Origin of the sequence: Pseudomonas sp. P7548 (assembly GCF_013386585.1) — a bacterium.
Lineage (GTDB): Bacteria > Pseudomonadota > Gammaproteobacteria > Pseudomonadales > Pseudomonadaceae > Aquipseudomonas.
Genome location: NZ_JACARO010000029.1, coordinates 22134 through 45439, shown reverse-complemented (window position 1 = coordinate 45439; position 23306 = coordinate 22134). Strand labels below are relative to the sequence as shown.

Annotated in this window: 30 protein-coding genes; 5 read left to right on the top strand and 25 right to left on the bottom strand. The window is 59.3% G+C overall.

The genetic code is table 11. The features are described from left to right. Nucleotides 1–65: 65 nt before the first annotated feature. The 3 genes from tal to HX803_RS13335 all read right to left on the bottom strand — a co-directional run bounded on the left by tal (nucleotide 66) and on the right by HX803_RS13335 (nucleotide 4000). Nucleotides 66–992, bottom strand: coding sequence for a transaldolase (gene tal, locus HX803_RS13345; protein ID WP_178921152.1), 927 nt, complete (start codon nucleotides 990–992; stop codon nucleotides 66–68). A gap of 264 nt (nucleotides 993–1256) precedes the next feature. Beyond that, nucleotides 1257–2546, bottom strand: a complete 1290-nt coding sequence (locus HX803_RS13340; RefSeq protein ID WP_178921150.1) for an MFS transporter — start codon at nucleotides 2544–2546, stop codon at nucleotides 1257–1259. A gap of 68 nt (nucleotides 2547–2614) precedes the next feature. Further along, entirely contained in the window at nucleotides 2615–4000 is a 1386-nt protein-coding gene (locus tag HX803_RS13335) for a M20 family metallopeptidase (RefSeq protein WP_178921148.1), read from the bottom strand. A 120-nt stretch (nucleotides 4001–4120) separates the two neighbouring features. On the opposite strand from HX803_RS13335, the gene HX803_RS13330 reads away from it, so the two are divergent. Beyond that, nucleotides 4121–5005, top strand: a complete 885-nt coding sequence (locus tag HX803_RS13330; RefSeq protein WP_178921146.1) for a LysR family transcriptional regulator — start codon at nucleotides 4121–4123, stop codon at nucleotides 5003–5005. 6 nt (nucleotides 5006–5011) lie between these two features. Here the strand turns inward: HX803_RS13330 and dusA are convergent, their stop codons facing one another. Beyond that, nucleotides 5012–6022, bottom strand: a complete 1011-nt coding sequence (dusA, locus tag HX803_RS13325; RefSeq protein ID WP_178921144.1) for a tRNA dihydrouridine(20/20a) synthase DusA — start codon at nucleotides 6020–6022, stop codon at nucleotides 5012–5014. A gap of 103 nt (nucleotides 6023–6125) precedes the next feature. On the opposite strand from dusA, the gene HX803_RS13320 reads away from it, so the two are divergent. Next, entirely contained in the window at nucleotides 6126–7277 is a 1152-nt protein-coding gene (locus HX803_RS13320; RefSeq protein WP_178921142.1) for a site-specific integrase, read from the top strand. On the opposite strand, the gene HX803_RS13315 is transcribed toward HX803_RS13320, so the two are convergent. The 14 genes from HX803_RS13315 to HX803_RS13255 all read right to left on the bottom strand — a co-directional run bounded on the left by HX803_RS13315 (nucleotide 7252) and on the right by HX803_RS13255 (nucleotide 15016). After that, on the bottom strand, nucleotides 7252–7527 hold the full coding sequence (locus HX803_RS13315) for a pyocin activator PrtN family protein (RefSeq protein WP_178921140.1): 276 nt from the start codon (nucleotides 7525–7527) through the stop codon (nucleotides 7252–7254). The two genes, HX803_RS13320 and HX803_RS13315, sit on opposite strands and share 26 nt — an antisense overlap. Continuing rightward, nucleotides 7527–8375 (bottom strand): DNA adenine methylase, encoded by an 849-nt coding sequence (locus HX803_RS13310; protein WP_178921138.1) that lies wholly within the window; start codon nucleotides 8373–8375, stop codon nucleotides 7527–7529. Before HX803_RS13310 ends, HX803_RS13315 begins: the two co-directional genes overlap by 1 nt. 13 nt (nucleotides 8376–8388) lie before the next feature. After that, nucleotides 8389–8640 carry a hypothetical protein gene (locus HX803_RS13305; protein ID WP_178921136.1) on the bottom strand — a complete coding sequence of 84 codons (252 nt, stop codon included), beginning with the start codon at nucleotides 8638–8640 and terminating at the stop codon, nucleotides 8389–8391. Beyond that, entirely contained in the window at nucleotides 8637–8951 is a 315-nt protein-coding gene (locus tag HX803_RS13300) for a hypothetical protein (RefSeq protein WP_178921134.1), read from the bottom strand. The genes HX803_RS13305 and HX803_RS13300 overlap by 4 nt, the downstream gene beginning before the upstream one ends. A 62-nt stretch (nucleotides 8952–9013) precedes the next feature. Next, the gene (locus HX803_RS32710; protein WP_256732845.1) at nucleotides 9014–9232 is read right to left on the bottom strand and encodes a hypothetical protein; all 219 of its coding nucleotides are present in this window, start codon (nucleotides 9230–9232) and stop codon (nucleotides 9014–9016) included. Beyond that, nucleotides 9225–9827, bottom strand: coding sequence for a hypothetical protein (locus tag HX803_RS13295; RefSeq protein WP_178921132.1), 603 nt, complete (start codon nucleotides 9825–9827; stop codon nucleotides 9225–9227). The genes HX803_RS32710 and HX803_RS13295 overlap by 8 nt, the downstream gene beginning before the upstream one ends. Continuing rightward, complete coding sequence (locus HX803_RS13290; RefSeq protein ID WP_178921130.1) at nucleotides 9820–10092, bottom strand: hypothetical protein; 273 nt, start codon at nucleotides 10090–10092, stop codon at nucleotides 9820–9822. Before HX803_RS13290 ends, HX803_RS13295 begins: the two co-directional genes overlap by 8 nt. Nucleotides 10093–10150: 58 nt before the next feature. Beyond that, nucleotides 10151–10462 (bottom strand): hypothetical protein, encoded by a 312-nt coding sequence (locus tag HX803_RS13285; RefSeq protein ID WP_178921128.1) that lies wholly within the window; start codon nucleotides 10460–10462, stop codon nucleotides 10151–10153. Between the two features lie 62 nt (nucleotides 10463–10524). After that, nucleotides 10525–13323: a toprim domain-containing protein gene (locus HX803_RS13280; protein ID WP_178921167.1), complete on the bottom strand. Its 2799-nt coding sequence runs from the start codon at nucleotides 13321–13323 to the stop codon at nucleotides 10525–10527. Nucleotides 13324–13334: 11 nt separating this feature from the next. Further along, entirely contained in the window at nucleotides 13335–13580 is a 246-nt protein-coding gene (locus tag HX803_RS13275; RefSeq protein WP_177036319.1) for a hypothetical protein, read from the bottom strand. A gap of 71 nt (nucleotides 13581–13651) precedes the next feature. Then, nucleotides 13652–14026 carry a hypothetical protein gene (locus HX803_RS13270; protein WP_178921126.1) on the bottom strand — a complete coding sequence of 125 codons (375 nt, stop codon included), beginning with the start codon at nucleotides 14024–14026 and terminating at the stop codon, nucleotides 13652–13654. Continuing rightward, nucleotides 14023–14316, bottom strand: a complete 294-nt coding sequence (locus HX803_RS13265; protein ID WP_178921124.1) for an ogr/Delta-like zinc finger family protein — start codon at nucleotides 14314–14316, stop codon at nucleotides 14023–14025. The genes HX803_RS13270 and HX803_RS13265 overlap by 4 nt, the downstream gene beginning before the upstream one ends. After that, the gene (locus HX803_RS13260; RefSeq protein WP_178921122.1) at nucleotides 14316–14786 is read right to left on the bottom strand and encodes a YmfL family putative regulatory protein; all 471 of its coding nucleotides are present in this window, start codon (nucleotides 14784–14786) and stop codon (nucleotides 14316–14318) included. The genes HX803_RS13265 and HX803_RS13260 overlap by 1 nt, the downstream gene beginning before the upstream one ends. Before the next feature lie 29 nt (nucleotides 14787–14815). Further along, nucleotides 14816–15016, bottom strand: a complete 201-nt coding sequence (locus tag HX803_RS13255) for a DNA-binding protein (protein WP_017477234.1) — start codon at nucleotides 15014–15016, stop codon at nucleotides 14816–14818. Nucleotides 15017–15037: 21 nt separating this feature from the next. On the opposite strand from HX803_RS13255, the gene HX803_RS13250 reads away from it, so the two are divergent. The 3 genes from HX803_RS13250 to HX803_RS13240 all read left to right on the top strand — a co-directional run bounded on the left by HX803_RS13250 (nucleotide 15038) and on the right by HX803_RS13240 (nucleotide 16616). Next, nucleotides 15038–15460, top strand: a complete 423-nt coding sequence (locus tag HX803_RS13250) for an XRE family transcriptional regulator (protein WP_372339910.1) — start codon at nucleotides 15038–15040, stop codon at nucleotides 15458–15460. 82 nt (nucleotides 15461–15542) lie between these two features. Continuing rightward, nucleotides 15543–16316, top strand: a complete 774-nt coding sequence (locus HX803_RS13245) for a zinc ribbon domain-containing protein (protein ID WP_178921120.1) — start codon at nucleotides 15543–15545, stop codon at nucleotides 16314–16316. Between the two features lie 135 nt (nucleotides 16317–16451). Then, entirely contained in the window at nucleotides 16452–16616 is a 165-nt protein-coding gene (locus HX803_RS13240) for a hypothetical protein (RefSeq protein ID WP_178921118.1), read from the top strand. Between the two features lie 32 nt (nucleotides 16617–16648). On the opposite strand, the gene HX803_RS13235 is transcribed toward HX803_RS13240, so the two are convergent. From HX803_RS13235 to HX803_RS13205, 7 genes are read right to left on the bottom strand one after another with little or no spacing between them, the layout of a single operon-like run. Next, nucleotides 16649–17920 (bottom strand): phage late control D family protein, encoded by a 1272-nt coding sequence (locus HX803_RS13235; protein WP_178921116.1) that lies wholly within the window; start codon nucleotides 17918–17920, stop codon nucleotides 16649–16651. Further along, on the bottom strand, nucleotides 17917–18357 hold the full coding sequence (locus tag HX803_RS13230) for a phage tail protein (RefSeq protein ID WP_178921114.1): 441 nt from the start codon (nucleotides 18355–18357) through the stop codon (nucleotides 17917–17919). The genes HX803_RS13235 and HX803_RS13230 overlap by 4 nt, the downstream gene beginning before the upstream one ends. Before the next feature lie 5 nt (nucleotides 18358–18362). Further along, on the bottom strand, nucleotides 18363–20984 hold the full coding sequence (locus tag HX803_RS13225) for a phage tail tape measure protein (RefSeq protein ID WP_178921112.1): 2622 nt from the start codon (nucleotides 20982–20984) through the stop codon (nucleotides 18363–18365). Next, nucleotides 20974–21093 (bottom strand): GpE family phage tail protein, encoded by a 120-nt coding sequence (locus HX803_RS13220; protein WP_178921110.1) that lies wholly within the window; start codon nucleotides 21091–21093, stop codon nucleotides 20974–20976. The genes HX803_RS13225 and HX803_RS13220 overlap by 11 nt, the downstream gene beginning before the upstream one ends. A gap of 8 nt (nucleotides 21094–21101) precedes the next feature. Continuing rightward, nucleotides 21102–21437, bottom strand: a complete 336-nt coding sequence (locus HX803_RS13215; RefSeq protein WP_178921108.1) for a phage tail assembly protein — start codon at nucleotides 21435–21437, stop codon at nucleotides 21102–21104. A gap of 47 nt (nucleotides 21438–21484) precedes the next feature. Further along, the gene (locus HX803_RS13210) at nucleotides 21485–22000 is read right to left on the bottom strand and encodes a phage major tail tube protein (RefSeq protein WP_178921107.1); all 516 of its coding nucleotides are present in this window, start codon (nucleotides 21998–22000) and stop codon (nucleotides 21485–21487) included. Between the two features lie 57 nt (nucleotides 22001–22057). Further along, nucleotides 22058–23233 carry a phage tail sheath protein gene (locus tag HX803_RS13205; protein WP_178921105.1) on the bottom strand — a complete coding sequence of 392 codons (1176 nt, stop codon included), beginning with the start codon at nucleotides 23231–23233 and terminating at the stop codon, nucleotides 22058–22060. Nucleotides 23234–23306: the final 73 nt, after the last annotated feature.

Here is a 23306-nt window from a genome sequence, read left to right as displayed (position 1 = left end):
GGTCGGTGAAAGACAAAAAAGGGCGGCACCCGCAAAGGTGCCGCCCTTTTTGCAACCGCCGTCTTTTACAACTTGGCAGTCAGCAATGCCTCCAGCTTCTCCTGGTCCCGAGCAAACTGACGAATCCCCTCCGCCAGCTTCTCGGTCGCCATCGCATCCTCGTTGGATTCCCAACGGAACTGCGCTTCAGTCAAATGCACCCGCGCTTCACCGGCATGGCCTGGCGACAGCTTGCGCTCCAGCTTGCCTTCGTCGGCAGCCAACTTCTCCAGCAGGTCCGGGCTGATGGTCAGGCGATCACACCCGGCCAGCTCTTCGATCTGGCTCAGGTTGCGGAAGCTTGCCCCCATCACCACGGTCTTGTAGCCATTGGCCTTGTAGTAGTTGTAGATGCGCGTCACCGACTGCACGCCCGGATCATCCGCGCCGGTATAGTCGTTGCCGTTGGCTTTCTTGTACCAGTCGTAGATACGGCCCACGAACGGCGAAATCAGGAACACGCCTGCTTCAGCACACGCCACGGCCTGGGCGAAGGAGAACAGCAGGGTCAGGTTGGTCTGGATGCCTTCTTTTTCCAGCTTCTCTGCAGCGCGGATGCCTTCCCAGGTGGACGCGATCTTGATCAGCACGCGGTCACGGCCAACGCCGGCCTTTTCGTACAAGTCGATCAGACGGTGCGCACGCTTGAGAATGGCCGCTTCGTCGAACGACAGGCGGGCGTCCACCTCGGTGGAGATGCGGCCCGGCACTACCTTCAGGATCTCCTGACCCACAGCTACCGCAAAACGGTCGCTGGCCAGGCCCACGTCACCGTTGCAGTCCTTTACAGCCTCATCCAGCAACGGCGCATACGCCGAAATCGACGCGGCCTTTAGCAGCAGGGAAGGGTTGGTGGTGGCGTCTTGAGGCTTGAGTTTGGCGAGGGTGGAAAAATCGCCGGTATCGGCTACGACAGTCGTGAATTGCTTGAGTTGTTCCAGCTTGGAAGTCATGGGCGTGCTCTGTCCTATGGGTCTGATGACATTACCCGAGCGCCGACAGGCGCTCAAGGGCGCAAATGCGTTCGATCGTTTGCGAGGGCAACATCCTGAAAACAGCCGTTTGAAACACCGGCCTACCTGCTCAATAGGAGGCCAAATCGGCCAGCAGGTTCAACCCAACTGCCCTCCAGACAACCCGCCCCCCCCTGTAGGAGCTGGCTTGCCTGCGATAGCGCACTCACCGTCACCGCAATCCTGCCGTCATAGGGGGTTGAGTTACGACAGCTTCAACTTCCGCTTGGCAACCAGCAAGGCACTGATGCTAAGTGCCGCCGCCAGGATCAGATAAAAACTCGGCGCCAACTGCGACCCGGTCAGCGCGATCAGCCCCGTGGCAATCACTGGCGCAAAGCCCCCAAAGATCGTCACTGAGAGGTTGTAGCTCAACGACATGCCCGTCACCCGGGTACGGATCGGGAACACATCGGCCATGAGTGAGGCCAGCGGTGCAAAGTACACGGCCTTGATCAGCGCCATCATCGAGACGACGAGCAATAACGACGTTGCACTCGGCACTTTGTTCAGCCAGACGAAGGCCGGGAAAATACTCAGGATGTAGATGATCGAAGCCCAGAGCATGATCTTGATACGGCTGACGAACCCGGCGATGAAACCGACAACGGGTGTCACCAGGGTCAGGATCAGGCCGCCGGTCAGCGTCGCCAGAAAGCCTGACGACTGTGGAATGTTCAACGTGGTTGACGCATAGGACGGCATGTACTTCATCATGAAATTGGACGCCGTCGACACGATCAGCACGCCCATCGCGACCAGCAGCAATGTCTTCTGCGAAACAAACACCTCCCTTAGCGGCTGTGAACCCGGCTCGCTCTCCTTGAAATCAGGCGACTCATCCACCGTACGGCGGATATAAAGCCCCACCGGGCCCAGAATCAAACCGAAGAAAAACGGCACCCGCCAACCCCATTCGAGCATCTGATGATCATCCAGATTGGTCGTCAGGAAGTAGCCGAACAACGAGGCGATCACCACGCCAAAGCCTTGACTGGCAAATTGCAGGCTCGCGACAAAGTTACGCGTCTTTTGCGGCGCGTGTTCCATCATGAACGCGGTTGAGCTACCGAACTCGCCGCCGGCGGAGAACCCTTGCAGCAGGCGCGCAAACAGGATTCCGAGGGGGGCGATGACCCCGATAGCGGCATAGCTGGGCATCACCGCGATCATCGCCGTGCCGATCAGCATCAGCAATATGGACAGGCTCAAGGCTTTCTTACGACCTTGCCGGTCGGCATAGGAGCCCAGTACCGCAGCACCCAGCGGGCGAATCAGAAACGAAATGCCGAACGTTGCGAACGCCAGAAACAGCGACACTGCCGGGTCCGTTGCGGGGAAGAATACCTTGCTGATGGTTAACGCAAAGTAGGCGTAGACCGACAAGTCAAACCATTCAAGGGTGTTGCCGATCAAGGCGGCACCGACCGGTTTCCATAGGGGCTGTGCTTGTTCGATGGCCGGTGTGGCGGGTGTGGACGACAGCGCTGTCATGTTCGACGCTCCTGGTTTTTGTAAGTGTGTGAGCGGCAGGGATAAAAGGTGGATCAGGGCCCTGTTTTTTATGCGCGGGCTTGCGCCCTATCGCCCAGTTCCCAGAACAGTGCGGTCATGATTTGCAGGCCTTCCAGCACCACCGAACCCAGCAGGTGTTCATCCGGCGCATGTTGCGAGCAGCCGGGGTAGGAATGTGGAATCCACAAGGTCGGCAACCCCAATACATCAGCGAAAATGTCGTTGGGCAGCGTACCGGCAAGGTTCGGCAGTACGGCGATCGGCCTCGGTGTGGTGTCGCTGATGACCTTTTTTGCGAAGCGCACCCAGGGATTGTCAGGGTCTAACCGAGTGCTGGGTGTGCAGCGATCAACGACGATGTTGACGCCGTGAAAGCCCTCAGCATCCAAGTGCTGGCGCAGCAGGTGCTCCAGGTTCTGCCAGTCTGTACCGACCACAAAGCGCAATTGGCAATGCGCAATCGCCGACGGTGGAATGGCATTCACCGGCTTGGCCGGATTGCCCGCCGTGAACGCGAGGACTTCCAAGGTATTCCAGCCAAAGAGCCGTTCACCCAAGGTGAGGCCAGGCTCACCCCAGTCAACATCCAGAGGTCGGCCGAGGGAATGTTGATCAATGCCCAAGTCGTGGATGGCTTCGCGCACTGCGTCGGGTATGGAGGAGGGCACCAGCCCCCGGCACAGAATACGGCCGTCCTGATTCACCAGGCTGGCCAGTGCGTTGGCCAGCACCACGGCCGGGTTGGACATCACGCCGCCCCAGTTGCCAGAGTGCAAGCCCTTGTCGCGTGCCTGCACCTCAAGGGAAAACAGCGCCGAGCCGCGAGAGCCGAGAAAAATCGTCGGGCGGTTGTCACTCAGGCGCGGGCCGTCCGAGGCGATGAATACATCGGCTTGCAGCAGTTGGCGATGCTCCGTGCAGGCCTCGCGCAACCCGGGCGAGCCACATTCTTCGCCGGTCTCGAACAGCACCTTGACGTTAAACCCCAGCCGTCCGTCGCGGGCCTTGATCACCGCCTCCAATGCCGTCAGGTTAATGCTGTGCTGGCCTTTGTTGTCGGCGGTGCCGCGGCCATACCAACGGTCGCCTTCCACGGTCAGCGCCCACGGGTTAAGGCCTTCACGCCATTGCTCGGCATAACCGAGCACCACATCGCCATGCCCATAGGTCAGCACCGTTGGCAAGTCCGCGCCTTCATGACGCGAAGCAAACAGCAGTGGGCCCGCGCCCTTCGGGTTCTCAAGGGCCTGGCATTCAAAGCCCATCCGCTCCAGCGCCGGTTGTATTTCCTCTTGCAGGTACCGTGTCAATTCCGGCGCTTGGCCGGGGGCCTGGCTTTCACTGCGAATAGCGACCCGGCGACGCAAGTCGGCTTCGAAATGACCGTCAGTGAAGGCGTGGCGAACACTGTCGAGGGCGTGTTGCTTGGACATGAGCGTTCCGATAAGGGCTGAGTGATTCAGGCCAATATAGAAGTCGCCCATCGCACTGTATATTGCTGTTTTTTGAAGACTGGCTTCTAATTAATAGATGTCTTTATGCGCGGGAAACCCATGGATTATCGTTATTTTCTGGCCGTGTTTGATTCAGGTTCGCTGGCGGCGGCGGGTGAGCGCCTGCATATCGCCCCCAGCGCGGTCAGCCGCCAGATCGCCCTGTTGGAGGAAAGTATCGGCGTGCCCTTGTTCGAGCGTCGGCCACGGGGCATGGAACCGACGGCGGCGGGCAGCGCGCTGGCCCACCACGCAAGGCGCGCCTCGTTGGAGGAACAAGCGCTGCTGTCGGAGTTGCGCGGTGGAGATTACCCCGGCGCGCGCGTGATTCGCCTGGTCTCGACAGAAGGGCTATCGCGCTATTTTCTGCCGAACGTGCTGATCCAGCATTACCGGCAACACCCGGATTTCCAGTACGTGTTGGAGGTGATGTCGCCGTTCGAATGCGCAGAGAAAGTGAAGCGTGGTGATGCCGACGTCGGGTTGACGTTCAGCACAGAGCCGACCGATGGTGTCGAGATCCTCTATTCAGGCCGCTCAGCGATACGCGCGATCATGCGCGCCGGCCATCCGCTGGCGACGCACAAGCAATTGCCCCTGCGCGCGCTCGCGCCGTTCCCCTTGGCGCTCACCCCCAAAGGCACGACCCAACGGCAGCTATTCGACCTGGTCTGCGAAATGGAGGGACTGGCCTTCAACCACGTGATGACCTGCAACTACTCCGGAGCCATCCACGAGTTTGTGCGCCACACCGACACCGTCGCCTTGGGCGGCGCAATCAGCCAGCGGGTGAATGGCAGCGATGAGCTGGTGTCGATCCCGCTGACAAACCCTCGATTTGCCGACCGCTCCGTTCAAGTCCTGACCATGCCCAAACGCACACTGCCACCCTCGTTGCAGCGGTTTATCGAGACCTTGATTGACTGCCTTGAGACCGTCGGCTGAGAGCGGTTACCGTCCTTCCAACAACGCCCCGGCCTGATCCAATAGCGCCAGCGGATCACTCGCCTTGTGAATATCCACCGACAACAATTGCCTGAACTTACGCGCTCCCGGAAACCCAGTCCCCAATCCCAAAATATGCCGAGTGACATGGTGCATCGAGCCACCGCTCGCCAAATGCTCGGCAATATAAGGCCGCAACTGCACCAACGCCTCAGCTCGGCTGATCACCGGCGCCGCACTGCCAAACAACTGCTGATCCACTTCCGCCAGCAAATACGGATTGTGATAAGCCTCCCGGCCCAGCATCACCCCATCAAACGTCTGCAAATGCTCATGGCACTGCTCCAACGTCTTGATCCCACCGTTGAGAATGAACTCCAGCGCCGGGAAATCCCGCTTCAACTGCGCCGCCACGTCATAGCGCAACGGCGGAATGTCACGGTTCTCCTTCGGCGACAACCCCTCCAGGATCGCAATCCGCGCATGCACCGTAAAACTGGTGCACCCCGCATCCCTCACCGTCCCGACAAAATCACACAGCTCGGCATAACTGTCCCGCCCATTGATCCCGATACGGTGCTTCACCGTCACCGGAATCGACACTGCGTCGCGCATCGCCTTCACACAATCGGCCACCAGGGCAGGGTGCGCCATCAGGATTGCGCCGATCATGTTGTTCTGCACCCGGTCGCTGGGGCAGCCGACGTTCAGGTTCACTTCGTCGTAACCGGCGGCCTCAGCCATACGAGCGCAGGCGGCCAGGTCGGCGGGGACGCTGCCGCCCAACTGAAGTGCAAGCGGGTGCTCGGCTTCGTTGTGGCGCAGGAAGCGGTCGTGGTCGCCGTGGAGGATAGCGCCGGTGGTGACCATCTCGGTGTAGAGCAGGGCGTGTTTGGAGAGCAGGCGCAGGAAGAACCGGCAATGGCGGTCCGTCCAATCCATCATAGGTGCAACGCTAAAGCGCCGAGACAGTGCGGGGCTTGATTCTGCTGGGCTAAAGCTCTGTTTATCTAGCATTTTACTCAACGTGTTCTTGGCGAGTTTCAGGGCGTTTTCAGGCGTTTTTAGAGGCTCGGTGGTACGATGTACCACCTCAAAACTGACGCGTACCACTTTCGATATGGCGACTATCAGGGCAAGAAAACTGGCGGATGGGACTGTGAGCTACACGGCTCAAATCCGCATCAAACGCGACGGAGTGCAAGTCTACCAAGAGAGCCAGACCTTCGCCCGGAAACAGGCCGCCCAGGTGTGGACGCGCAAGCGTGAATCGGAGCTGGACCAGCCTGGCGCGATCGAGCGGGCCAGTCGGAAGGGCGTCACCGTCAAAGACATGATCGACCAGTACCTGCTGGAAGTAGGAAAGGCCCGGCCGCTGGGCAAAACCAAGAAGGCCACGCTTGAAGCCATCGGCAAGATGGACATCGGCCAACTGAGCGATACCGACATCACTACCCAATGCCTGGTCGACTTTGCCCTGTTTCGGATGAGCCGTGAGGGCGGGGGCGTCCAGCCGCAAACCGCCGGCAACGACCTGGCGCATCTCGGCGCCGTTCTGGCGATCGCCAAAGACGCCTGGGGCTATCAGGTAGATCCGCTCGCCATGGGCGGCGCCCGCCGGGTGCTGCGTAAGTTGGGCTACAACCTGAAAAGCCGCGAGCGTGACCGCCGGCCGACTTTGGACGAGCTGGACAAGGTTCTCACGCACTATCAGGCCATGCAGGCGCGGCGCCCAACGGTCATCAATATGCTCAAGGTCGTGGGCTTTGCCCTGTTCTCCACGCGCCGGCTGGATGAAATAACCCGCATCCGCTGGGCCGACGTCGACGAGCCTGGCCAGCGGGTGTTGGTGCGCGACATGAAGAACCCCGGGCAGAAGATCGGCAACGACGTGTGGTGCTACCTGCCGGACGAGGCTTGGCAGATCCTCCAGACCATGCCGAAGGCCGGCGAAGACATCTTCCCCTACAGCCCTGAATCCATCTCCACATCCTGGGCCAAAGCCTGCAAGTTCCTAGAAATTGTGGACCTGCACTTCCACGACCTTCGGCATGAAGGCGTCAGCCGCCTGTTTGAAATGGACTGGGACATTCCACGCGTGGCAAGTGTGTCGGGCCACCGGGATTGGAATTCAATGCGGCGCTACACCCACCTGCGTGGCAAGGGTGACCGCTATATGGGCTGGGAATGGCACGAAAAGATACTGAGGGCGCCCGTCCAACTGGGCGCCGCATCAGAGAAGTGGCTCAAACGGCGTGTTTTATCCCGTTGAGCTGGTTGTGTTCCTTCACAGCGGCGGCGCGCTGCAAGTCGAGGTAGACAGCGAGGTCGGTGAGGTGGATGCCTTTGGCCGACTTCTGGCTCGGTTCCAGTCGGGTGATGGGCAACTTGATCTGACCGCTCATCACCTTGCGCTGGAACATCTCCGGCGTCAGGTGTGTGAAGTAATCCCGGCACACTACCTCCAGCGAGATAATCGCCTGGCCGTCGTATTGGGCCATAAGAATGAAGGCTGTATTCATCAAACTTCTCCAAACAGAGACAGGCGATTTAACTGACTGTGGCAGTAAGGGTTGACCCATATGCATTCAGTACGTGTCGCGGAGCCGCGCCCAGCGCTGATACGGGCGGAAGTGCCATAACTGGCCCAGCCAGGTAGCAGCTCGGCATACAGATCACTTGGGTAACCAGACAGGACCACCATCCCTTCCAGCTTGAGCAAAACAGCGAGCAACTCGCGGTGCGCGGCGTCATCCATTTCGTGCTTGTAGTACCTGCCGCTTGATGCACCCTTGTATCTGGTGTCGTGCACGTAGGGCGGGTCAACGTAGTGCAAGGTCTGCGGTCCGTCGTGCGCCTTAACAACCTCGATCGCCGGCCTGTTCTCGATCAACACTCCTCTCAGCCGCTGGCCAACCCCTGCAAGTTGATCGGGATAGGCAGCCCAGAGTGACTGGGCTGTCCCGTATTGACGTTTGGTGTCAATACGAAAACCCGTGACTCCCTTGGTAGCGCCGGCAGAGCCAAAACCCATCTGAGCCCTGATGATCGTTCGGCGGGCGCGTTCTATCGGATCGGTGCAAGGCTCCCACGACAACTCAAATTCTTCTCGCGAATAAGGTGTGAACACCAGGCGTTCGACAAGTCCCGATCGGGAATTTTGATCCTGCAGCACTCGGAATAGGTTCACGATGTCGCCGTCCAAGTCGTTGTAGACCTCGGCATATGATCGTGCCTTCTGCATCAGCACGCCGGCGGCGCCACCGAATGACTCGACGTAGCAAGTGTGCTGAGGGAAGTGTTGCAGCACCCACGGTGCGAGCCGGAACTTGGCTCCGTGGTAACGGATGACCGGTGATGTAATCGTCATTGGTTACCCCCCCTCACATCCGAAACGATTGATGAGTGAACGTAGGCAGAGCCTTATGTTCTGCGGGTTTGGCCTCGTCCACATGGATCTCGCAAACGAATCGATGCCGCTTCCGGTTGGGTGCAGTCAGTGCCTTGGTCAACCCTGGTACGACGTCGGTGCATTGCTCGTAGGCGTGGGGGCCGCTCCAGCTGTCAGCCTTCACCACCCGGCAATCAATTCGTGCCGCATCCGCGCATAGGTAGAGCAGCAGGAATACGGTCACGACTCGTCTCCCGGAAACCCTGGAAATTTATCGCTGGCGTCAAGTTCTGCGTAAGCAAACACTCTCCAATGGATACCGCGACGAAGGTAGTGGCCAAGCATCCAATGGATGACAGCGGTTTGCTCATCTTCACTACGTTCCCCAATACAGTGCCCTTGCTGCCGCAGTAGCTGGGCTGTACTGGCTAATTTGGTGTGAGGAATGCCAAGGATGTAGCGCAGATCAGCAGTCAGTTGCAGTGGTGCCGATACAGGTGTCACTGGCTCAAAAGAGTGAAACGTAGTGCTGTTTGAGTTTTGATTTGAATGCATGGTGCTTCTCCTTTCAGGCAGTGGGGGAGTTGCAGCTCCCCGTGTCCCGCCCGTGTTGGTTATCAGTGTGCGTAACGACGCGGTTTGTTCTGTTTGGTCGCTTCGCGCTCGGCCATGTATGCAGCCCATTCCGCTGATTTGCGTTGCTGGCGTATACGGCTACAGGCCTGGTGCTTGCGGGTGGAGCGTGCGTGGCCGCAGATGTCGCAGCGGCTCGGGAGGTCGAGTCGGTGGCTTGCCATAGTCGGCCGCTTGCGCTCAGGGATAGAGTTCTTAGCCATTTGCCACCTTATTCGCCTTCAGTTTTGCTAGGCGGGCGGTCTCGTACTCGCTGGCCAGGATCTCAACTGCACCGTCGATCCATCCGCTTGTTGGTTGGCCAGCTGCGACCTGGGAGTGGTGCTCGGCTTTGTTGATCTGGAAGCCAAGGTGGAAATAGGCAACTCCGTCGAGTTCGAACTTGATACCGCCACAAAGCCAAAGGTTGCCGCTATTCACGCCGAGACGATCCCAATACTCGGTGCAGCTCAAGCGTGCTGGGCAATGTTCGTTCCACAGCGCGACAAGACGTTCATGTTCCGCCCGGATGTCAGCTCTTTCCTCTTTCGATTTGCCTTTCCCAGGCTTGGCAGCAGTGCGCAGTGCCCGATAGCCATGGTCATCAGGACGGCACCAGTGCACATCAAGCTCGGCGCCACCGCTGAGTTTCACGCCGCCTGCGAAGTGGGAGTCGACATCACGCATTGGTGCGACTTTGCCGCCGAAATGCTCACCCAGCGCAATCAAGAGAGCGCTGAAAGCATCCTTCATGACGTAAAAGCTCTGAACAATGGCGACGGTTTCTGGCTCGCTGGACTTGTAAAAGTAGTCAGCCATGATCACTCCCCCCCATGAGCATGCGCGTCAACGCATTGGGCTGGCCGTCAGGTGTCAGTTTGTTGAGCGGTTTGGTGATGAGCCGACCGTTCGAGGCTCGCAAGGTGGCAACGCTGCCATCGATCGCTTCTATGACGCCGGTACGAGCACTTAGCCGGTATTGCTGTCCACTGCCGCTCATAGCGACGTAGCCGACCTTGTCACCGACAGTCAGCGGGGTTGTGGTAGCCTCTGCGGTGCCGCCTTTGGGTTGATTCACTTGCATGGTGCTTCTCCTTTGGGTGGTCGGTGTCGAGGGGTTGCAGCCCCTCGGCACCACCTTTTTACTGGCTTTCGCCGGTTGGGTTTTGCTTCCGCACCAGGTGCAGCAGCAGGTTTTCAAACTCAACAACCTCATCAGTTGCTGACTGCCATTCCAGGACTGCCTGGATCTGATCCCTGCTGCACTCAAGCACCAGAATTTCTTTGTCGCTTACCGCACGAACCTCCAGGATCGCGATCAGGCCGGTTGGGTCGTATGCTTCGGCGTGAACGATTTTTCCGGACTCGTTAAACCATTCCTTGAGCTCTTTCAGGTGCCGAAGGCGGTTGGTTTCGCCTTGTTGGCCGTCACCGGTGATGACTTGTACGTGCACGGTGCTTCTCCTTTGGGTGGTGGCCGGCGTTGCAGCGCCTGGCGGGTGTTGCTGTTGATTGGTCAGGCCTGGAAGTGCCAGCACTTCACGATGGGTTGCTTGGTAATGACTGCGTTGCTGGTCTTGGCCTGGTGAGCCCGTACCGCACTGTCAGTGGCTTTGTTGATGTCGAGCAGCTTCCGGGAGCGGGAGTCTTTAAGGCGCTCGCGCAGCTCGCTGACGTCGGCAATCTTCTGGCGATGCTCGGCCGCGCACTTCACAAAGTCGTTGAGGTTGATCGCGATGATGTTGTCTTTCTTGCTGTGGTTGACCACTGGGCCGTCGGCGTCGAGGCCTTCCAGGTACTCGTAGACTTCCCAGAATTCAGCCACCACCGGATGGTCGGAGCTGATCGAGGACTGGCGCTCGATCGCCATGCGGATGATCTGCGTGCGGGTGTGGCTGACTTGCGGTTCAGTGAGCGGCACCACCATGAGCAGGCAGTCGAGCAGGGCGAGCAGTTGGGCGTGGTTTTTGTTGATCCGCTCCACCCGGATGTACCCACGCAGCTTGTTGCCGCAGTGCTGACAATCGGCTTGCTCGTCCTGAAACGGTGCCTCGCAGGCAAAGCAATGCGAATGCAGGTTGCGCAACTTCGCCTCGTAGCCTGGGATGCGCTGGGCGAACAGCTCCATCACTTCCAGCTCTTTGCGAACCGCCTGCAAGACAAAGTTACTGAGCTTCGAGCCTTCCAGGGCATTGAGGCGATCTGCCGCCGCTCGGCTCTCTGGCGTCACGTTCGGGCGAACAAAGTGCAGTTTCACAATCCGGGTCATGATCGCTTCAGACGCCACCACAGGGGCGTTCTGGCTGATGGCGATCGTGCCGCGAAATGGCGGTTCGTAGGTTTCGTTGCCGGCGGTTTTGACGCCCTTGGTCGCAAGCGTGCCGCCGCCGTAGTAGTCCTTGAGTTCGTCCCATTCGAAGGTCTTGGCGTGGGCCTTGTCATCACCGCTGCGGTCCGACTCCAGCAACACGATGGGCATGCCCGATACCTGACCCATCAGGCGGCTACGGCCGGCCTTGGTGGACTTGGACGGGTCGAACCCTTCGTATCCGTCCCGGCCTGCTAGTTTCCAAAGCAGGGTAAGCAAGGTGGTTTTGCCGGCGCCAGCCTCACCCGTGGCTTCAAGGAACGGAAACGACTGGTAGCGGCTGCGGATCTGTTCGGCAAACAGTGAGCCAAACCAAAACGTCAGCGCGACGATTCCCTGGGCGCCAAAGCACTGCCACAGAAGGCCCTGCCACTGTGGGTCGTAGTTTTTACTGTCCTTCTCCAGATCGATCTTCACACCCTTTTGCAGAGTTTTGAGCTTCAGCTTGCCCATCTCAAAAAACTCCTCTTCGTTGATGTGGATGACCTGGCCTTCGCGGACGGCAACGTCGTTGAACACGTAACAGTGGTATTCCTTGCTGTAGCCCACGTAGTCGATGGTCTGAACTGTCTTGATGCCGAAAAGCTGGTCTTTCATGAGTTTGTCCAACTGTTGTCCACTCCCGGTGAACACGGCCCCGGCGCCCATGCCGAGAAGTCTTTTTTTGAATTCGCTGGCAGCGGCGACCTGGCCCCCGGTGAAGGTGTTTTTCACTGACCCACCGTCGTGGGGGAAGTCGACGCGGAAGAAGTACCAGGACTCGTCGGTAATCTCGTTTCGCTGGAAATAGAGGGCTTTGGGGTAGCAGTTGGCGATTTCGACGACGCAGCCGGCCACGTTCAGGGCCTTCTCCCGCAGTTGCTTTTCGTTCAGCACCTGGGCTTCCTGGTCGTCGCTTTTCTCCAACGCCTGCTTGGCGCTGTTGTATTTCGCAAGGTCCAACTTCCACCAGTACAGGCGGGAGTCGAAACAGAAGTGAAACTCCTCGCGCTCGCGCCACTGGTACATGAGCAACGCCTTGTCACTCGCACTGTCTGCGATCAGCAGGGCGCCGTGGTGCCGGGCTTCCTTTAGGTCTTTTTCAATGCGTTCCGCACGGACCTTCTCGTCGTCGATAAATGCCCAACGCTGATGAAGATCGTTCCAGTCAACCTTGCGTGCGTCCGGCTGTGTGATCTGGGCGGCTTCGCAGGTAAAGCCAAGTTCACGGGCCCGTTTCACCCAGCTACGGGTGTATTTGTGAGCGCCTGGCTCGTTGTCCAAGGCCCAAACCAACTTGGGAGTTTTGCCACCGCGAGCGGTGATGAGCGCCTTCAGCGACTCTTCTGGAAAGGCGTTTGATGACAGAGCGGCGACAGCCGAGATACCGTTTTGAATGAGCGCAATCGCGTCGAAGATGCCTTCAACGATCCACAGTTCGTTTACTTCCAACAGGTCCAGACACGGTGGGCACCACCAATGCCCTCTGTAGCTCTGGAGCGGTTGGAACCGGGCCTTCTTCTTGCCGAAGCGGGAAGGTTGATCAATCAGGCGCTCCCAGTACCCGCCATGCTCAAGCGGAAACCGCACGGTTGCAGAGCCGATATTCAGGTCGCGATCGAAGTAGCTTTCCTGGGTGTACCAGCCCTCAATCAGCTCCACACGTAAACCCCGGGCGAACGCCAGGTAAGCCTGGGCACTAGCGGCTGGCTGGTCACTGGTAGCCGGTGCGCGCTTGCTCCAGTCGTCGAATAGGTCCGGGTACAGCTCTTTTGTGGGAGCCATGTACCGGCACTTTTCCTCACGGCCACAGCGTATGAACCACGGCTCATCGTGACGCGAGAACAGGCGTTTCTGATTGCACTGGGGGCAGGTGCCCTTGCGCATGTAATGCGTGCCGGTCATGTGCTGAAGGCCGTAATCGGACTCCAGACGCTGAAGTACATCAGCCCGGATCTTGTCTTCCATAGGCTTACGTATCACTGCGGACGCTCCGCAGTCGGCACAACGAGCTGCTTCTTCAGTTCGTGGCGCGTCTTACCAATACCTGCCAGGTGCGGGTAGTCGGCAAGCACTTTTGGCCCGCGCTGGCCGTTCGGTACATTCCGGTAGCGATCGGAGTACCAAATATCAGCCATGGTGACTTCGTACTGGCTGGTCAACCACAACAGGTAGTGCTGCGCCTGCTGCTCGTCCAGCTCAAGTTTTATGGTGATTTTGCTCATTTCGGCCACCAGTAAGTTGCAAATTTCCCCTACCCACGCGGTGCGGGCATACATCAGGGATTGGTTTCGGGTTAGTGCGGGAGGTTGCGAGTCAGCAGCAGGCGCGTGGGAAGCAAGCGCGCTGAAACGGGGTGTCGCTGTTGGGTGCAGTTGTCGAGCAGCCAGATGACCGGTCGAAACGGGCTGCTATTGGGGTGAACGCCAAGCCATGCAACGCGCTTGCAGGTCATGCTTTCGAACTCGGCAACGGCCAGTTCAGCGATGCGTTGCACCAGGTGCTGAGGGACTTCAAGCGACAGCGTCAGATAGCGGGCGCAGTTCTCAAGCAACTGCGTGTCACCGGCCAGGTGCTGGCAGCGATGGCGATAGAGGTAGGCCACCGCCGCTTGTTGCATAGCGGCGCGGTAGTCGCTGGTGGGGTTTGTGGTCAAGGCGATGGCGTTCATACAGTTGCACCCTCCATTTCCATCTGGTCCAACAGATCAGGTTGATCATTGGCGGTTTTCATTGCCTGGCGACGAATGACCACGTCCGCAATCGGCAGCTTCACAGCCGGATTGGGCATGCCGCTGGGGCTCAGTTCGTGGGTCATTTGAAATTCAGCACGCACCGACCAGCCGCAGGCTTCGTTGGTGCATTGCATGTAAGTGATACGCAGGAAAATGTGCTGGCCTTCGCTGGTGCGGATGCGCATGCGGCCTTGGCAGTGGGGACAAACCAGTTTGTAGGTACTCACTAGACAGCTCCCTGGCTGTAGAGCTGGATGGTCGCGAACACTTCGGCGTAGCGAGCGGACATGTAGGTGATCAGTGCGGCGATGATTGCGTCGGCTTCCTTCTTTTCGATAACGCCGTCATCGAGGGCTGCAGACATGATCTGATCGACCTTGCCCCGTTTGGCGGAAGCCTTGAGTGAGCGGCTGTACAACTCCACGTTGTCCAGGTTCTCCGGGAGGCTCAACGGAACGAACATGCCTCCGTACAGTGAGGCGATGTAATCGGCCAGGAACGTGGTGCCGGCGACCTGCTCCAGGCGGTGAATGTGCGCGTCGGTGAGCGGGCGACTGCCGGCGTTTTCATAGGCCTGGTTGTCGAACTTCTTCAGTGGCATGCCGAGGTCTGCCGAGGCGTATTCCCGGCCACCTGGGTAGGCGCCGATGACGGCCATCACAACGCTCTTCCTGCTGTCTAGAACTGGGCGTTTCATCTTCTGGTTTCCCCTTGGAGCCAGAGGCCCTAGTTTGTGATCTGGCCGTCTTTGATTCCGAGCAGTACAGCTGCTCGATGCGCTTCACCGCGACGGCCCTTCTTTCGGCCGTTCAGCAGGTCACTGACCAGATTTTTGTTCAAGCCATGTTGGCGGCTGAATTCGGCAATGCTTTTACCCTCGCGATCAAGAACCGCGCGGGCTTGCTCGGGGGTCTGTAGGGCATGCATAGTGTTCGTCCGTGTTTAATCGTGTTCGACGAAAAGGATTCTTGGTCAGTTTTCTGCTCAAGTCAAATTATTTTGATCAAAAAAATGCTCATTTCTTCTGGGGTAGGTGAACGTCTGCGAGAAGAGCGCGAGCGGCTGGGCAAAAACCAGACCGACTTTGGCGTGGCTGCAGGCGTCAGCCGTGGGACTCAAAAGGCCTATGAGCTTGAGTCCAGTTCCCCTGACTTGCGTTATCTCTCCGGGCTTCAGGAGCTGGGGGTTGATGTGCATTTCGTACTGACGGGATCGCGAGCTGACGCCAACCTCAATAACCTCAGCGAGGTAGAAGCGGCCGTATTGGGGAGCATGCGTCAGATGTCAGAGCCGGACCGCAATGTGTTGTTGCGGACGGCATCGGCATTTGCGAGTGCAGCAGGTCTGGAAGGATCGAAGCCGCCCAATTAGTGAGTCATAGCTTTAGACGCGGATTTGACATGCCGACCATGAAGGTCGGTTTTTTTCGTGGGAAAAGAAAGGAGCGGTTCGGATGGCGTTAACACCCTGTAAATCATGCAAACACCAGGTGGATACAAGCGCGGAGGTCTGCCCAAGTTGCGGTGTTCGCAGTCCTGGTGTGACCTTTTTGCAAAAGGTATTCGGATTCGTCCTGCTGGTGCTCATTGTCGTCGTAGGTTTGTCGATGTGCACCAGTAGTAAAAAGGCAAAAGCTGCTGAGGGGCCTGCACAGCAATCGGCGGCCTACTCGATTACCAAGGATGATTTCCGAGAAGGCAGGCCTCGGAAAGTCGAAGTCTTGCTGCCACAGCGTTTAAGCGACGCCGATCTGGCTGAGGTGGCTAAAGCCATTCGCGCCAATACCAAATTCAAGGCCGACAAAACCTTCATAGGGTTCCGCGTTGAAGGGCAAACCGAAAGCACCTATTGGGCCAATGCCAGTTTTGACCCTGATTACAAATCCTCTTTGATCGGTTTGAGCGTGCAGGATTATCAAACCCTTAAAGGGCTTAATCTGAAAGCCTATCCGAACAGGATTGGCAGCTGGTTGCAGGATGGGGCGCTGGGCCATGTGATGGTCTTGTACAAGAAAAACGATAAGTATTTGATGGATTCCATCTTTGCCAGCGGTGGGAAAAACACCGAGCGCTATGTAGGGAAAAAGCAGGCGGATGGTGGGCTACGTCTTGATGATCCTGAGACCAGTTTCAACGAGCATTACGTCGTAGATGCCAAGGGCAATTTGCAGGCGTGGGGTGAGAACGGCGTTTACATGACGCTCCCCCCTTTTAAGCCAGTGCAGTGACGTAGCAGCACACATATTTTTCTGCTTGCTGTCCGATGACACAGCAATACGTGAAGGAAATTAGCTGTTCCCCGGGAAGCTTTAACGGCGCCATGTAGGCGCCGAGTCCCCGTTGCGTGTGAAAGGAGTATTCGCATGATGGAGAACAGCGGTGTATCGGAAAGCGAAGTGTCAGTCGTAGATGCGGACTGCCTTAGCGAACAGGAAGTGATGTTGCTGGCAATGTTCAGGTCAATCAGCCACCAGCGCCAGAAAGATGTGCTGCGGTTATTGGAGATATTCACCCAAGCACCTGAGTAAATTGTTAGCAGGCCCCGGATACGCTCCGGGGTTTATACATTCCTGTCAGCCTGAGCTTTCTTCCACTCCCGATCCACGGCCCGCTTGGCCGTCCTCTCGCTGGCATACAACCACTGCAGCCGCCTCGGCTTCGTCTGATCTCCCGCAGTAATCGTCTTTTCCTTCCCGGTTTTCTGGTCGCGGTAGTGCGCGATGATCCCCGTGTAGTCCCCCTTGTTCTCTTCTGCCAGATCCTCAACGTTGTCCTCCGGCAACTTGCTCTCCAGCTCCAGGCTCACCGTATATCCGCCGTCCGGACTCAGGCTGTGCTGCACATTCCCGCCATACCAAATGATCTCGTCGATTTCCGCCTTCACGCCCTGCAGCGTGTAGGTGAGTTCGGGGATCAGATCCGGCCTGCCCATCGCCAGGGTGTAACTGAGCGTGGCGCTGCCGCGTTGTAACCGCCGGAACTCTGCACGGGCGGCGCGCAGAGCTGACTGATGGTCGCTGTAGGTATGGCGCAGGTCTTTGAGGTTGTCGCCACCGCCGGCAATGGCTTCCTGTTTCTTGGCGCTGTTCACGTCGTAGAAGTAGGCGCGCACGCCGTCGTAGCTGTCGCGGTCGGCTTGCAGGTAACGGTGTTGGTCGCCGTCGGCGCGGGTGAGGACGATATGGGGTAGGTCCATGCCGCTGGCGGTCTTGCCACCGCCCGCCGGCAAGCACAACAGGCAGCCAGCTTTTACGCTGGCCACCGCGTCGAATTCTTCACCCAGGCGGCTGATCAGGTTGGCGTCTGACTCGTTGGCCTGGTCGAGCTGCAGGATAGGCAAACCATCGAGGGCGCCGGCGATGGTCGCGGTGAGGCCGTTGCCGATGGCGATATCGCCCAGTACGTCGCCGAGGGTGGTGTTGCTCCAGCTGCGTTCGCGTTTGGTTTTGAGGCCTTTGCGCAGGTCTGCTGATCGAGCGCGGATGCTGAGCACGTCCGGTGCGCCGTTGTGTTCGGTTTCGTCGACGGTGTAGGTGCCTTTGTCCACCAGACCGGTGTCGCTCCAGCCGAGCCACAACCGCAGCACAGCGCCCTTGGGCGGGATGGTTAGCAGGCCGTCGTGGTCGCTGAGGGTGATGCTGAGCTGGTCGGCCTCGACGCCGCGGTTGTCGGTCAGCTCCAGACTCATCAGCCGCGGACTGATCAATTGGGCGATGTCCAGGCCGTCGACGGTTAGGCGGTAAGCCGGCACGGGATAGGCCGCATCACGCACATAGCGTTCGGCGGTGTTGCGCAGGTAGCCGGTGACCTTGGATATGACGGACTCGATCACAACAGGCCTCGCAGAATGTTTACACCTAGCCGGGTACCGGTGCCGAGCAGGTCAATGCGGTCGTCGTCGGTGCGCTTGAGGCTCAGGGTGAATTCAATGCGCCGTGGGGTGCCGTCGCTGAAAAAGAGGGTCTTGGTCTCGCTCAGGCTTTCGATCACCCACAGGCCATAAATTCGGCCGGTGCCCTCGACCATAGGCCAGGCTTTGCCGGTGTTCGCCATCAGGCGTATCGCGTCGAGGCTGAGGGTGGTGCCAGCCAGCTCGGGGAAGATGATGCCGGGGAGGGTGATGGCGTCGTCGCCACGGCCCACGAACTGCCGCGCAGGCGCCGCGCCGATACGGTTGTTGCTGGCATGGCGCCAGTCGGTTTGGCGTTGCAGCTCCTGGTAGGCGGCGGTGCTGAGGCTGAACACGAACATGCCGAGGGCCATCATCATGGTGGTTATTCCAGGTCGGAGAGTTTGCTGCGCTGACGCGCTTTCTTTTCGTTTTCGATGCGGGCCATCAAGGCGCGCACGTTCTTTTCCAAGCTCTGCATGTCGGTGCCTGGCCCAGCCTCAATGTTGATATGGTAGACGTCGTGGCTGTCGTATACCGCTGCAGCCGGGCCACTGCTGATGGGTGGGGCGTTGTCGACGGCAAACGCCGGCATGGCGGTAGCGCCCAAGGCCAGGGCGCCTGCCGCTGTCATCTGCTTGCCTACGCTGGTCAGGGCATCCAATGGGCCTTTCTGCCCACCTTCCAGGCCTTGTGTGAGGCCGGCCATGGTGAACCCACCCAACTCGGCGAACACGCGCGATGGGCTGTGGATACCGAGCTTTTCCTTGAACCACCCAATGCTGGCGTCGCCGATGGAACTGATGGCGTCTTTGACGGCGCCGAGCCCGGCTTTGAGGCCGTTGACCAGGCCATTGACGATCATGTTGCCGAACTCGGTGAAGCGGTTGGGTAGATCCACGCCCAGGTAGCTCAGCACGGCGGCGAAGGCTTGGTAGATCAGGCCGATGGGGCTGAAGTTCGCCAGGGCGTTGATGATGCTGATGATCCCGCCGCTGAACCCGGCTTTGATCTCTGTCCAGGCGTTGGAGAAGTAGTTCTTCACCGCGTCCCAGTTTTTGTAAATCAGGTAGGCCCCCCCGGCCAACGCGGCAACGACGGCGGCAATAACCAGGACAATCGGGTTGGCCGATAGCCCCCACAGCGCAATGCTGACTGTGCGAAGCGCGGTCACCAGCGGACCGATCAGAATGCCGCCCAGCGTGCGCAGTACCGTGCCGAACACCTTGAAGATCCCGATGATTCCGGGCAGGCGAAGGCCGAACATTGCGAGGCCGAATCGCAGGAACAGGAAGGGTGCCATTATTCCGGCAAGGGTGAGGGCGAGCCCACCGAATACCGCAGACAGCACCACCACACTGGCTACGATTTTCAGCAGGGTGGCGGTCAATGTCGGATTGGCTTTGACCCATGCATTGACCTTGTCGAGCACGCCACCCAAGGCGTCCATGACGTCGACCATAGTTGATCGTACAGCTTCGCCTGCTCCGCTTTTGGTGTTGAACAACTTGTTCTGCAGCACCTGCCAGCGACCTTCGATGGCATCAGCGCGGATGTCCATTTCGCGTTGCATGGAGCCATTGCCGGCAGCGTCATTGACCAGGTCGAGTTGACGTTTCAGCTCGTCCAAGTTATTGACCAATTTGCCGGCGTCCTTGCCGAACTCTTTGCCGAAAATCCGCGTCGACGCCTCTGTCTGCTTTTCTGGCGATAGTTTTTTGATGCGCTCCAGAACGCCCATCAACGTGCCCATTGCGTCCTTGCTCATGCCGCTCTGCACGGCTTTCGAGTCAAGCCCTACCATGGACATACCTTCCTGAAACTTCTTGCCCTGCATGGTGGCGATGGACAGCTCACGGACCATTGCCCGGGAGGCGCTCGCAGCAACCTCTGGTGCGGAGCCGAGAGACAGGAAGGTACTGCCCAGCGCCGCCGCCTTGCGGTAGTCGAGCTTGTCGGCCACGTCGCTCATGCGGGTCAAGGTTTCAATGATGTCGCCACCCTTGGAGCGGGTGTTGTCGTCCAGGTAGTTGAGCGCATCACCCAGCGCGGAGATGTTCTTGATCGGCACCTTGTACAAGCCGGCGATCCGGCCCATGTCCTCGCCCACTTGTTCTGCCGGCAGGTCGAAGGCCACGGCGGCAGTGGCTGACACCTTTGCCATGGTCAGCAGGTTTTCCTTGCCCTGGATACCGGCCCGGGCCTGTGCCTCGACCAGGGCGGCAAACTCAGTGGTAGCGATGGGCATCTCGTTGCTGGCCGCTTTGATCGCGTCCGCAAACTCGTAGTAGGTGGCGGTGAGCTTGCCGTTGTTGTCACGCGCGCCGTCGACCTGCTTGGCGACGCCCATCATCGCTGACTCGAAGTCGACGTAGTCTTTGACCACGCCCATGACTGGGCGGCTGGCAGCGTAAGCCACTCCTAGGCCGGACCCGCCGGCCACAGCTGCACTACCGGCGAGCTGTTTGCCCTTGTCGTAATTCCCTCGGGCAATCGCCGCTCGCTTGTGTTGAGCGGTCAGTTCCGCCATACGCTTGCTCTGGGCGCTGATGCTGGCGTTGGTTGCGGTGATTTGCTCGCGCAGCTGGCGCTCGTGGGTTCCCAAGTTCTTGGTGCTGATACCGGCATCGTAGAGCTTTGAGCGCAGCCCTTGCAGTTGGATGCTTTGCTCCTGATGCTTTTGCTTTAGCTTTTGGGCCTCGCGCACCGCTGATTGAAACTCTCGCGTCATGGCCCTGGTTGGCGCGCCGGTTGCTGCGAACTGCTGGCCCAGCGCTTTGACTTTGTCCCGTGCGGCGGTGAGGGCCGTACCAGTCTGTTCAGCGGCCGCGCGTTGAGCCCGCCAGGCGCTGACGTCCTTCTGCTGGGTGTTGAGTTCCTTCAGGCGATCGCGGGCTGCCTTGAGCGCGCGGGCAGTCTCCAGGCTGCCATTGTTGATTTGCTTCAACGGGCGGGTGGCTTTGTCGATGGCGTCCAGTACCACCTGTAGCCGCAGATCATTTGCCATCGGTGGAACTCCGCACCCTGGCACGCTCGCGCCAGTCCATCAGCTCTTGCAGGCCTAACTGATCCATGTCAGTCGGGGCCCAGTGAAAAACCACAGCCAGATCGGCCATGGCGTCCTCTACGCAACGAGGGATGCATCCGTCTTCGTCGATTTCTGTAGCAAAAAACCGGTGATCTTCGTGCTGAGCGCGACCAGGTCGGCCGGGTCCATGGACGTGACTTCCACAGTGGTGAGGGCTGGTGAGCTGATGCGTGGCAGCACCTTGATCAAGCTGTTCACATCCATCTGCAGCAGTTCGGCCAGACTCACACCACGCAGTTCGCCGGAGTTGGGCTTGCGCAAGGTGATGCTGTCGATGGTGGTGGTGCCACGGCGGATCGGCGTGTCCAGGGCGACAGTGTTGTCGTCGGCCAGTGGTTGTACGTCGGGTTGCTCTGTAGCTGCGGTTTTCATGGGTAAAGCTCCTGGTGATGAAGTGGGTTAGCGATCGAGAACGACGGTCAGAGGCCGATGGCCTTGCGCTGCTTCTCCAGCATGTCGACGCCGCCGACCTTCTCGATGAAGTTGAGCAGGTCGATTTCGATGATGTCTTCGTTGTCGACGGTCAGCTTGTAGTAGGTGCAGGTGGTGGTGATGGAGTGCTCGGTGTCTTCGCCGGGCTGGGCGTCGCCCATTTCGATGGTCTCGTGGCGACCGCGCACAGTGATTTCCACGGCGCTGACTTCGCCGGTGTCGTCTTGCTCGAAAGCACCTGCGAAACGCAACGGCACCCCCGACGCATTCACTGCGCCGAACTGCTTGAGTACGATCAGGTCCAGGCCGCCGAGCTTCCATTCCAGTTGGATGCCGTCGTCGGAGAAGCCCAGGTCGGCTTTGACGGGGCCATTCATGCCCCCGCCGCGATAGGCTTCCATCTTGCGGCCCAGGGCGGGCAGCGTGACGGTCTTGGCTTTGCCGGTGTAGCTACCGCCGTCGTTGAACAGGTTCATGTTTTTCAGTTTGTGGGGCAGGGCCATGGCGGTGTTCTCCGGGGTTATGGCACGGGGTTCGCTCCCCTCGCGGGGAGGCCCGGTTTACGCGTTGACGGCGGCGGCGAACTGCATCAGGTAACGGTCGGTGATGCGTTGGCGCAGGGTGAGGTCTTCCAGGGGCGGCACAGGGGTGTAGTCGTAGTCCAGGGTCAGCTTGCCGGCCTTGAGGGTGTCCTTGTCGTTGATGTCTTCCGGGTACCAGCAGCTGCCGCCGATCAGGTAGCCCTGGGCGATCAGCTCGCGGAATTTGGCGTTGATCCCGTTGATGATGTCTTTGACCAGGGACGCGTGCATGGGCTTGTCCATGGCCCACATGTGGGCCTCGGCCATGGTGTCGGCGAGGATCTGCGCAGTTCGGGTGTAGTTTTCGAATGCGAACAGCGGATCAGCGCTGCACGTGCGGCTGCCCCAGAAGCGGAAGCCGCCTTCGTTGATGAGCGTGGTGACCTCGTTGCTGTTGAGGTAGTTGGCGTCGGTGGCAGGGTTTTGCAGATCCCAGAACACATCGGCGCTGATGCCGGTCACGCCGTTGACCGCGACGTTGGAGAGAGTCTTGTGCCAGCCGGTTTCCTTGTCGATCTTGGCTCGCAGGCCTAAGGCGCGTGCCACCGCCGATGCGGTAACGGTCGCGCTGGTGACCGTGTCCCAGTTCTGGAACTCTGGCCAGATCACCATGACCTCACGGGCGCCGAAGTTTTCGCGGTAGGCGACCACCTCTTCCTTGGTTTTGCAGTCCCAAGCGCTGACGTAGGCGAAGGCGCGCAGGTCCTGGGCAATCGATACCAGGGCGGTGGCCACCGGCTGGCTGTCGAGGCCTGGCACGCCGAGAATGCGTGGCGTCATGCCCACTCGGGCCTTGGCCGCGAGCAGGGCTTTCATGCCGGTGTACTTGCCGTCAGCGGTGGTGGTGCCGATCAGGGCGGTGGTGGTAGCAGCTGCGTCTGCGCTTTCCTTCACCCGCACCACGATGGTGTAGGGCTTGGTCTGGTCCGCGATGGCCTGCAGGCTCTTCGCCAGGGTGCCTTTGACGCCCGCTTTGGCGATGGCAGTTTGCACATTGGTCAGCAGGACGGGGGTGTCCAGCGGGAAAGCGAGCGGGTCTGCATCTTCAGCCGTACATACCAGGCCGATGACTGCGGTTGCGATGGTGCGAATGGGGCGGGTGCCGTCGTTGAGTTCGAGAACCCGCACGCCGTGGAGATAGTCTGAACCGGCCATGGGTGGTTGCCTGCGCTGTGATGGAATGACAGTGCACAGGCTGCCGCGCGCGCGCCGGATGGGCGAGCGGCGG

Coding starts and splice junctions, on each gene's coding strand:
- HX803_RS13335 (WP_178921148.1), bottom strand. CDS start 4,000: ATGTCCAAGCAACACGCCCTCGACAGTGTTCGCCACGCCTTCACTGAC.
- HX803_RS32710 (WP_256732845.1), bottom strand. CDS start 9,232: ATGGCTAAGAACTCTATCCCTGAGCGCAAGCGGCCGACTATGGCAAGC.
- HX803_RS13340 (WP_178921150.1), bottom strand. CDS start 2,546: ATGACAGCGCTGTCGTCCACACCCGCCACACCGGCCATCGAACAAGCA.
- HX803_RS13275 (WP_177036319.1), bottom strand. CDS start 13,580: ATGAGCAAAATCACCATAAAACTTGAGCTGGACGAGCAGCAGGCGCAG.
- HX803_RS13210 (WP_178921107.1), bottom strand. CDS start 22,000: ATGGCCCTGCCCCACAAACTGAAAAACATGAACCTGTTCAACGACGGC.
- HX803_RS13220 (WP_178921110.1), bottom strand. CDS start 21,093: ATGGCCGATCTGGCTGTGGTTTTTCACTGGGCCCCGACTGACATGGAT.
- HX803_RS13270 (WP_178921126.1), bottom strand. CDS start 14,026: ATGAACGCCATCGCCTTGACCACAAACCCCACCAGCGACTACCGCGCC.
- dusA (WP_178921144.1), bottom strand. CDS start 6,022: ATGCTAGATAAACAGAGCTTTAGCCCAGCAGAATCAAGCCCCGCACTG.
- HX803_RS13205 (WP_178921105.1), bottom strand. CDS start 23,233: ATGGCCGGTTCAGACTATCTCCACGGCGTGCGGGTTCTCGAACTCAAC.
- HX803_RS13230 (WP_178921114.1), bottom strand. CDS start 18,357: ATGATGATGGCCCTCGGCATGTTCGTGTTCAGCCTCAGCACCGCCGCC.
- HX803_RS13260 (WP_178921122.1), bottom strand. CDS start 14,786: ATGAAACGCCCAGTTCTAGACAGCAGGAAGAGCGTTGTGATGGCCGTC.
- HX803_RS13320 (WP_178921142.1), top strand. CDS start 6,126: ATGGCGACTATCAGGGCAAGAAAACTGGCGGATGGGACTGTGAGCTAC.
- HX803_RS13315 (WP_178921140.1), bottom strand. CDS start 7,527: ATGAATACAGCCTTCATTCTTATGGCCCAATACGACGGCCAGGCGATT.
- HX803_RS13255 (WP_017477234.1), bottom strand. CDS start 15,016: ATGCATGCCCTACAGACCCCCGAGCAAGCCCGCGCGGTTCTTGATCGC.
- HX803_RS13280 (WP_178921167.1), bottom strand. CDS start 13,323: ATGGAAGACAAGATCCGGGCTGATGTACTTCAGCGTCTGGAGTCCGAT.
- HX803_RS13240 (WP_178921118.1), top strand. CDS start 16,452: ATGATGGAGAACAGCGGTGTATCGGAAAGCGAAGTGTCAGTCGTAGAT.
- HX803_RS13295 (WP_178921132.1), bottom strand. CDS start 9,827: ATGGCTGACTACTTTTACAAGTCCAGCGAGCCAGAAACCGTCGCCATT.
- HX803_RS13245 (WP_178921120.1), top strand. CDS start 15,543: ATGGCGTTAACACCCTGTAAATCATGCAAACACCAGGTGGATACAAGC.
- HX803_RS13215 (WP_178921108.1), bottom strand. CDS start 21,437: ATGAAAACCGCAGCTACAGAGCAACCCGACGTACAACCACTGGCCGAC.
- HX803_RS13225 (WP_178921112.1), bottom strand. CDS start 20,984: ATGGCAAATGATCTGCGGCTACAGGTGGTACTGGACGCCATCGACAAA.
- HX803_RS13300 (WP_178921134.1), bottom strand. CDS start 8,951: ATGCATTCAAATCAAAACTCAAACAGCACTACGTTTCACTCTTTTGAG.
- HX803_RS13330 (WP_178921146.1), top strand. CDS start 4,121: ATGGATTATCGTTATTTTCTGGCCGTGTTTGATTCAGGTTCGCTGGCG.
- tal (WP_178921152.1), bottom strand. CDS start 992: ATGACTTCCAAGCTGGAACAACTCAAGCAATTCACGACTGTCGTAGCC.
- HX803_RS13310 (WP_178921138.1), bottom strand. CDS start 8,375: ATGACGATTACATCACCGGTCATCCGTTACCACGGAGCCAAGTTCCGG.
- HX803_RS13290 (WP_178921130.1), bottom strand. CDS start 10,092: ATGCAAGTGAATCAACCCAAAGGCGGCACCGCAGAGGCTACCACAACC.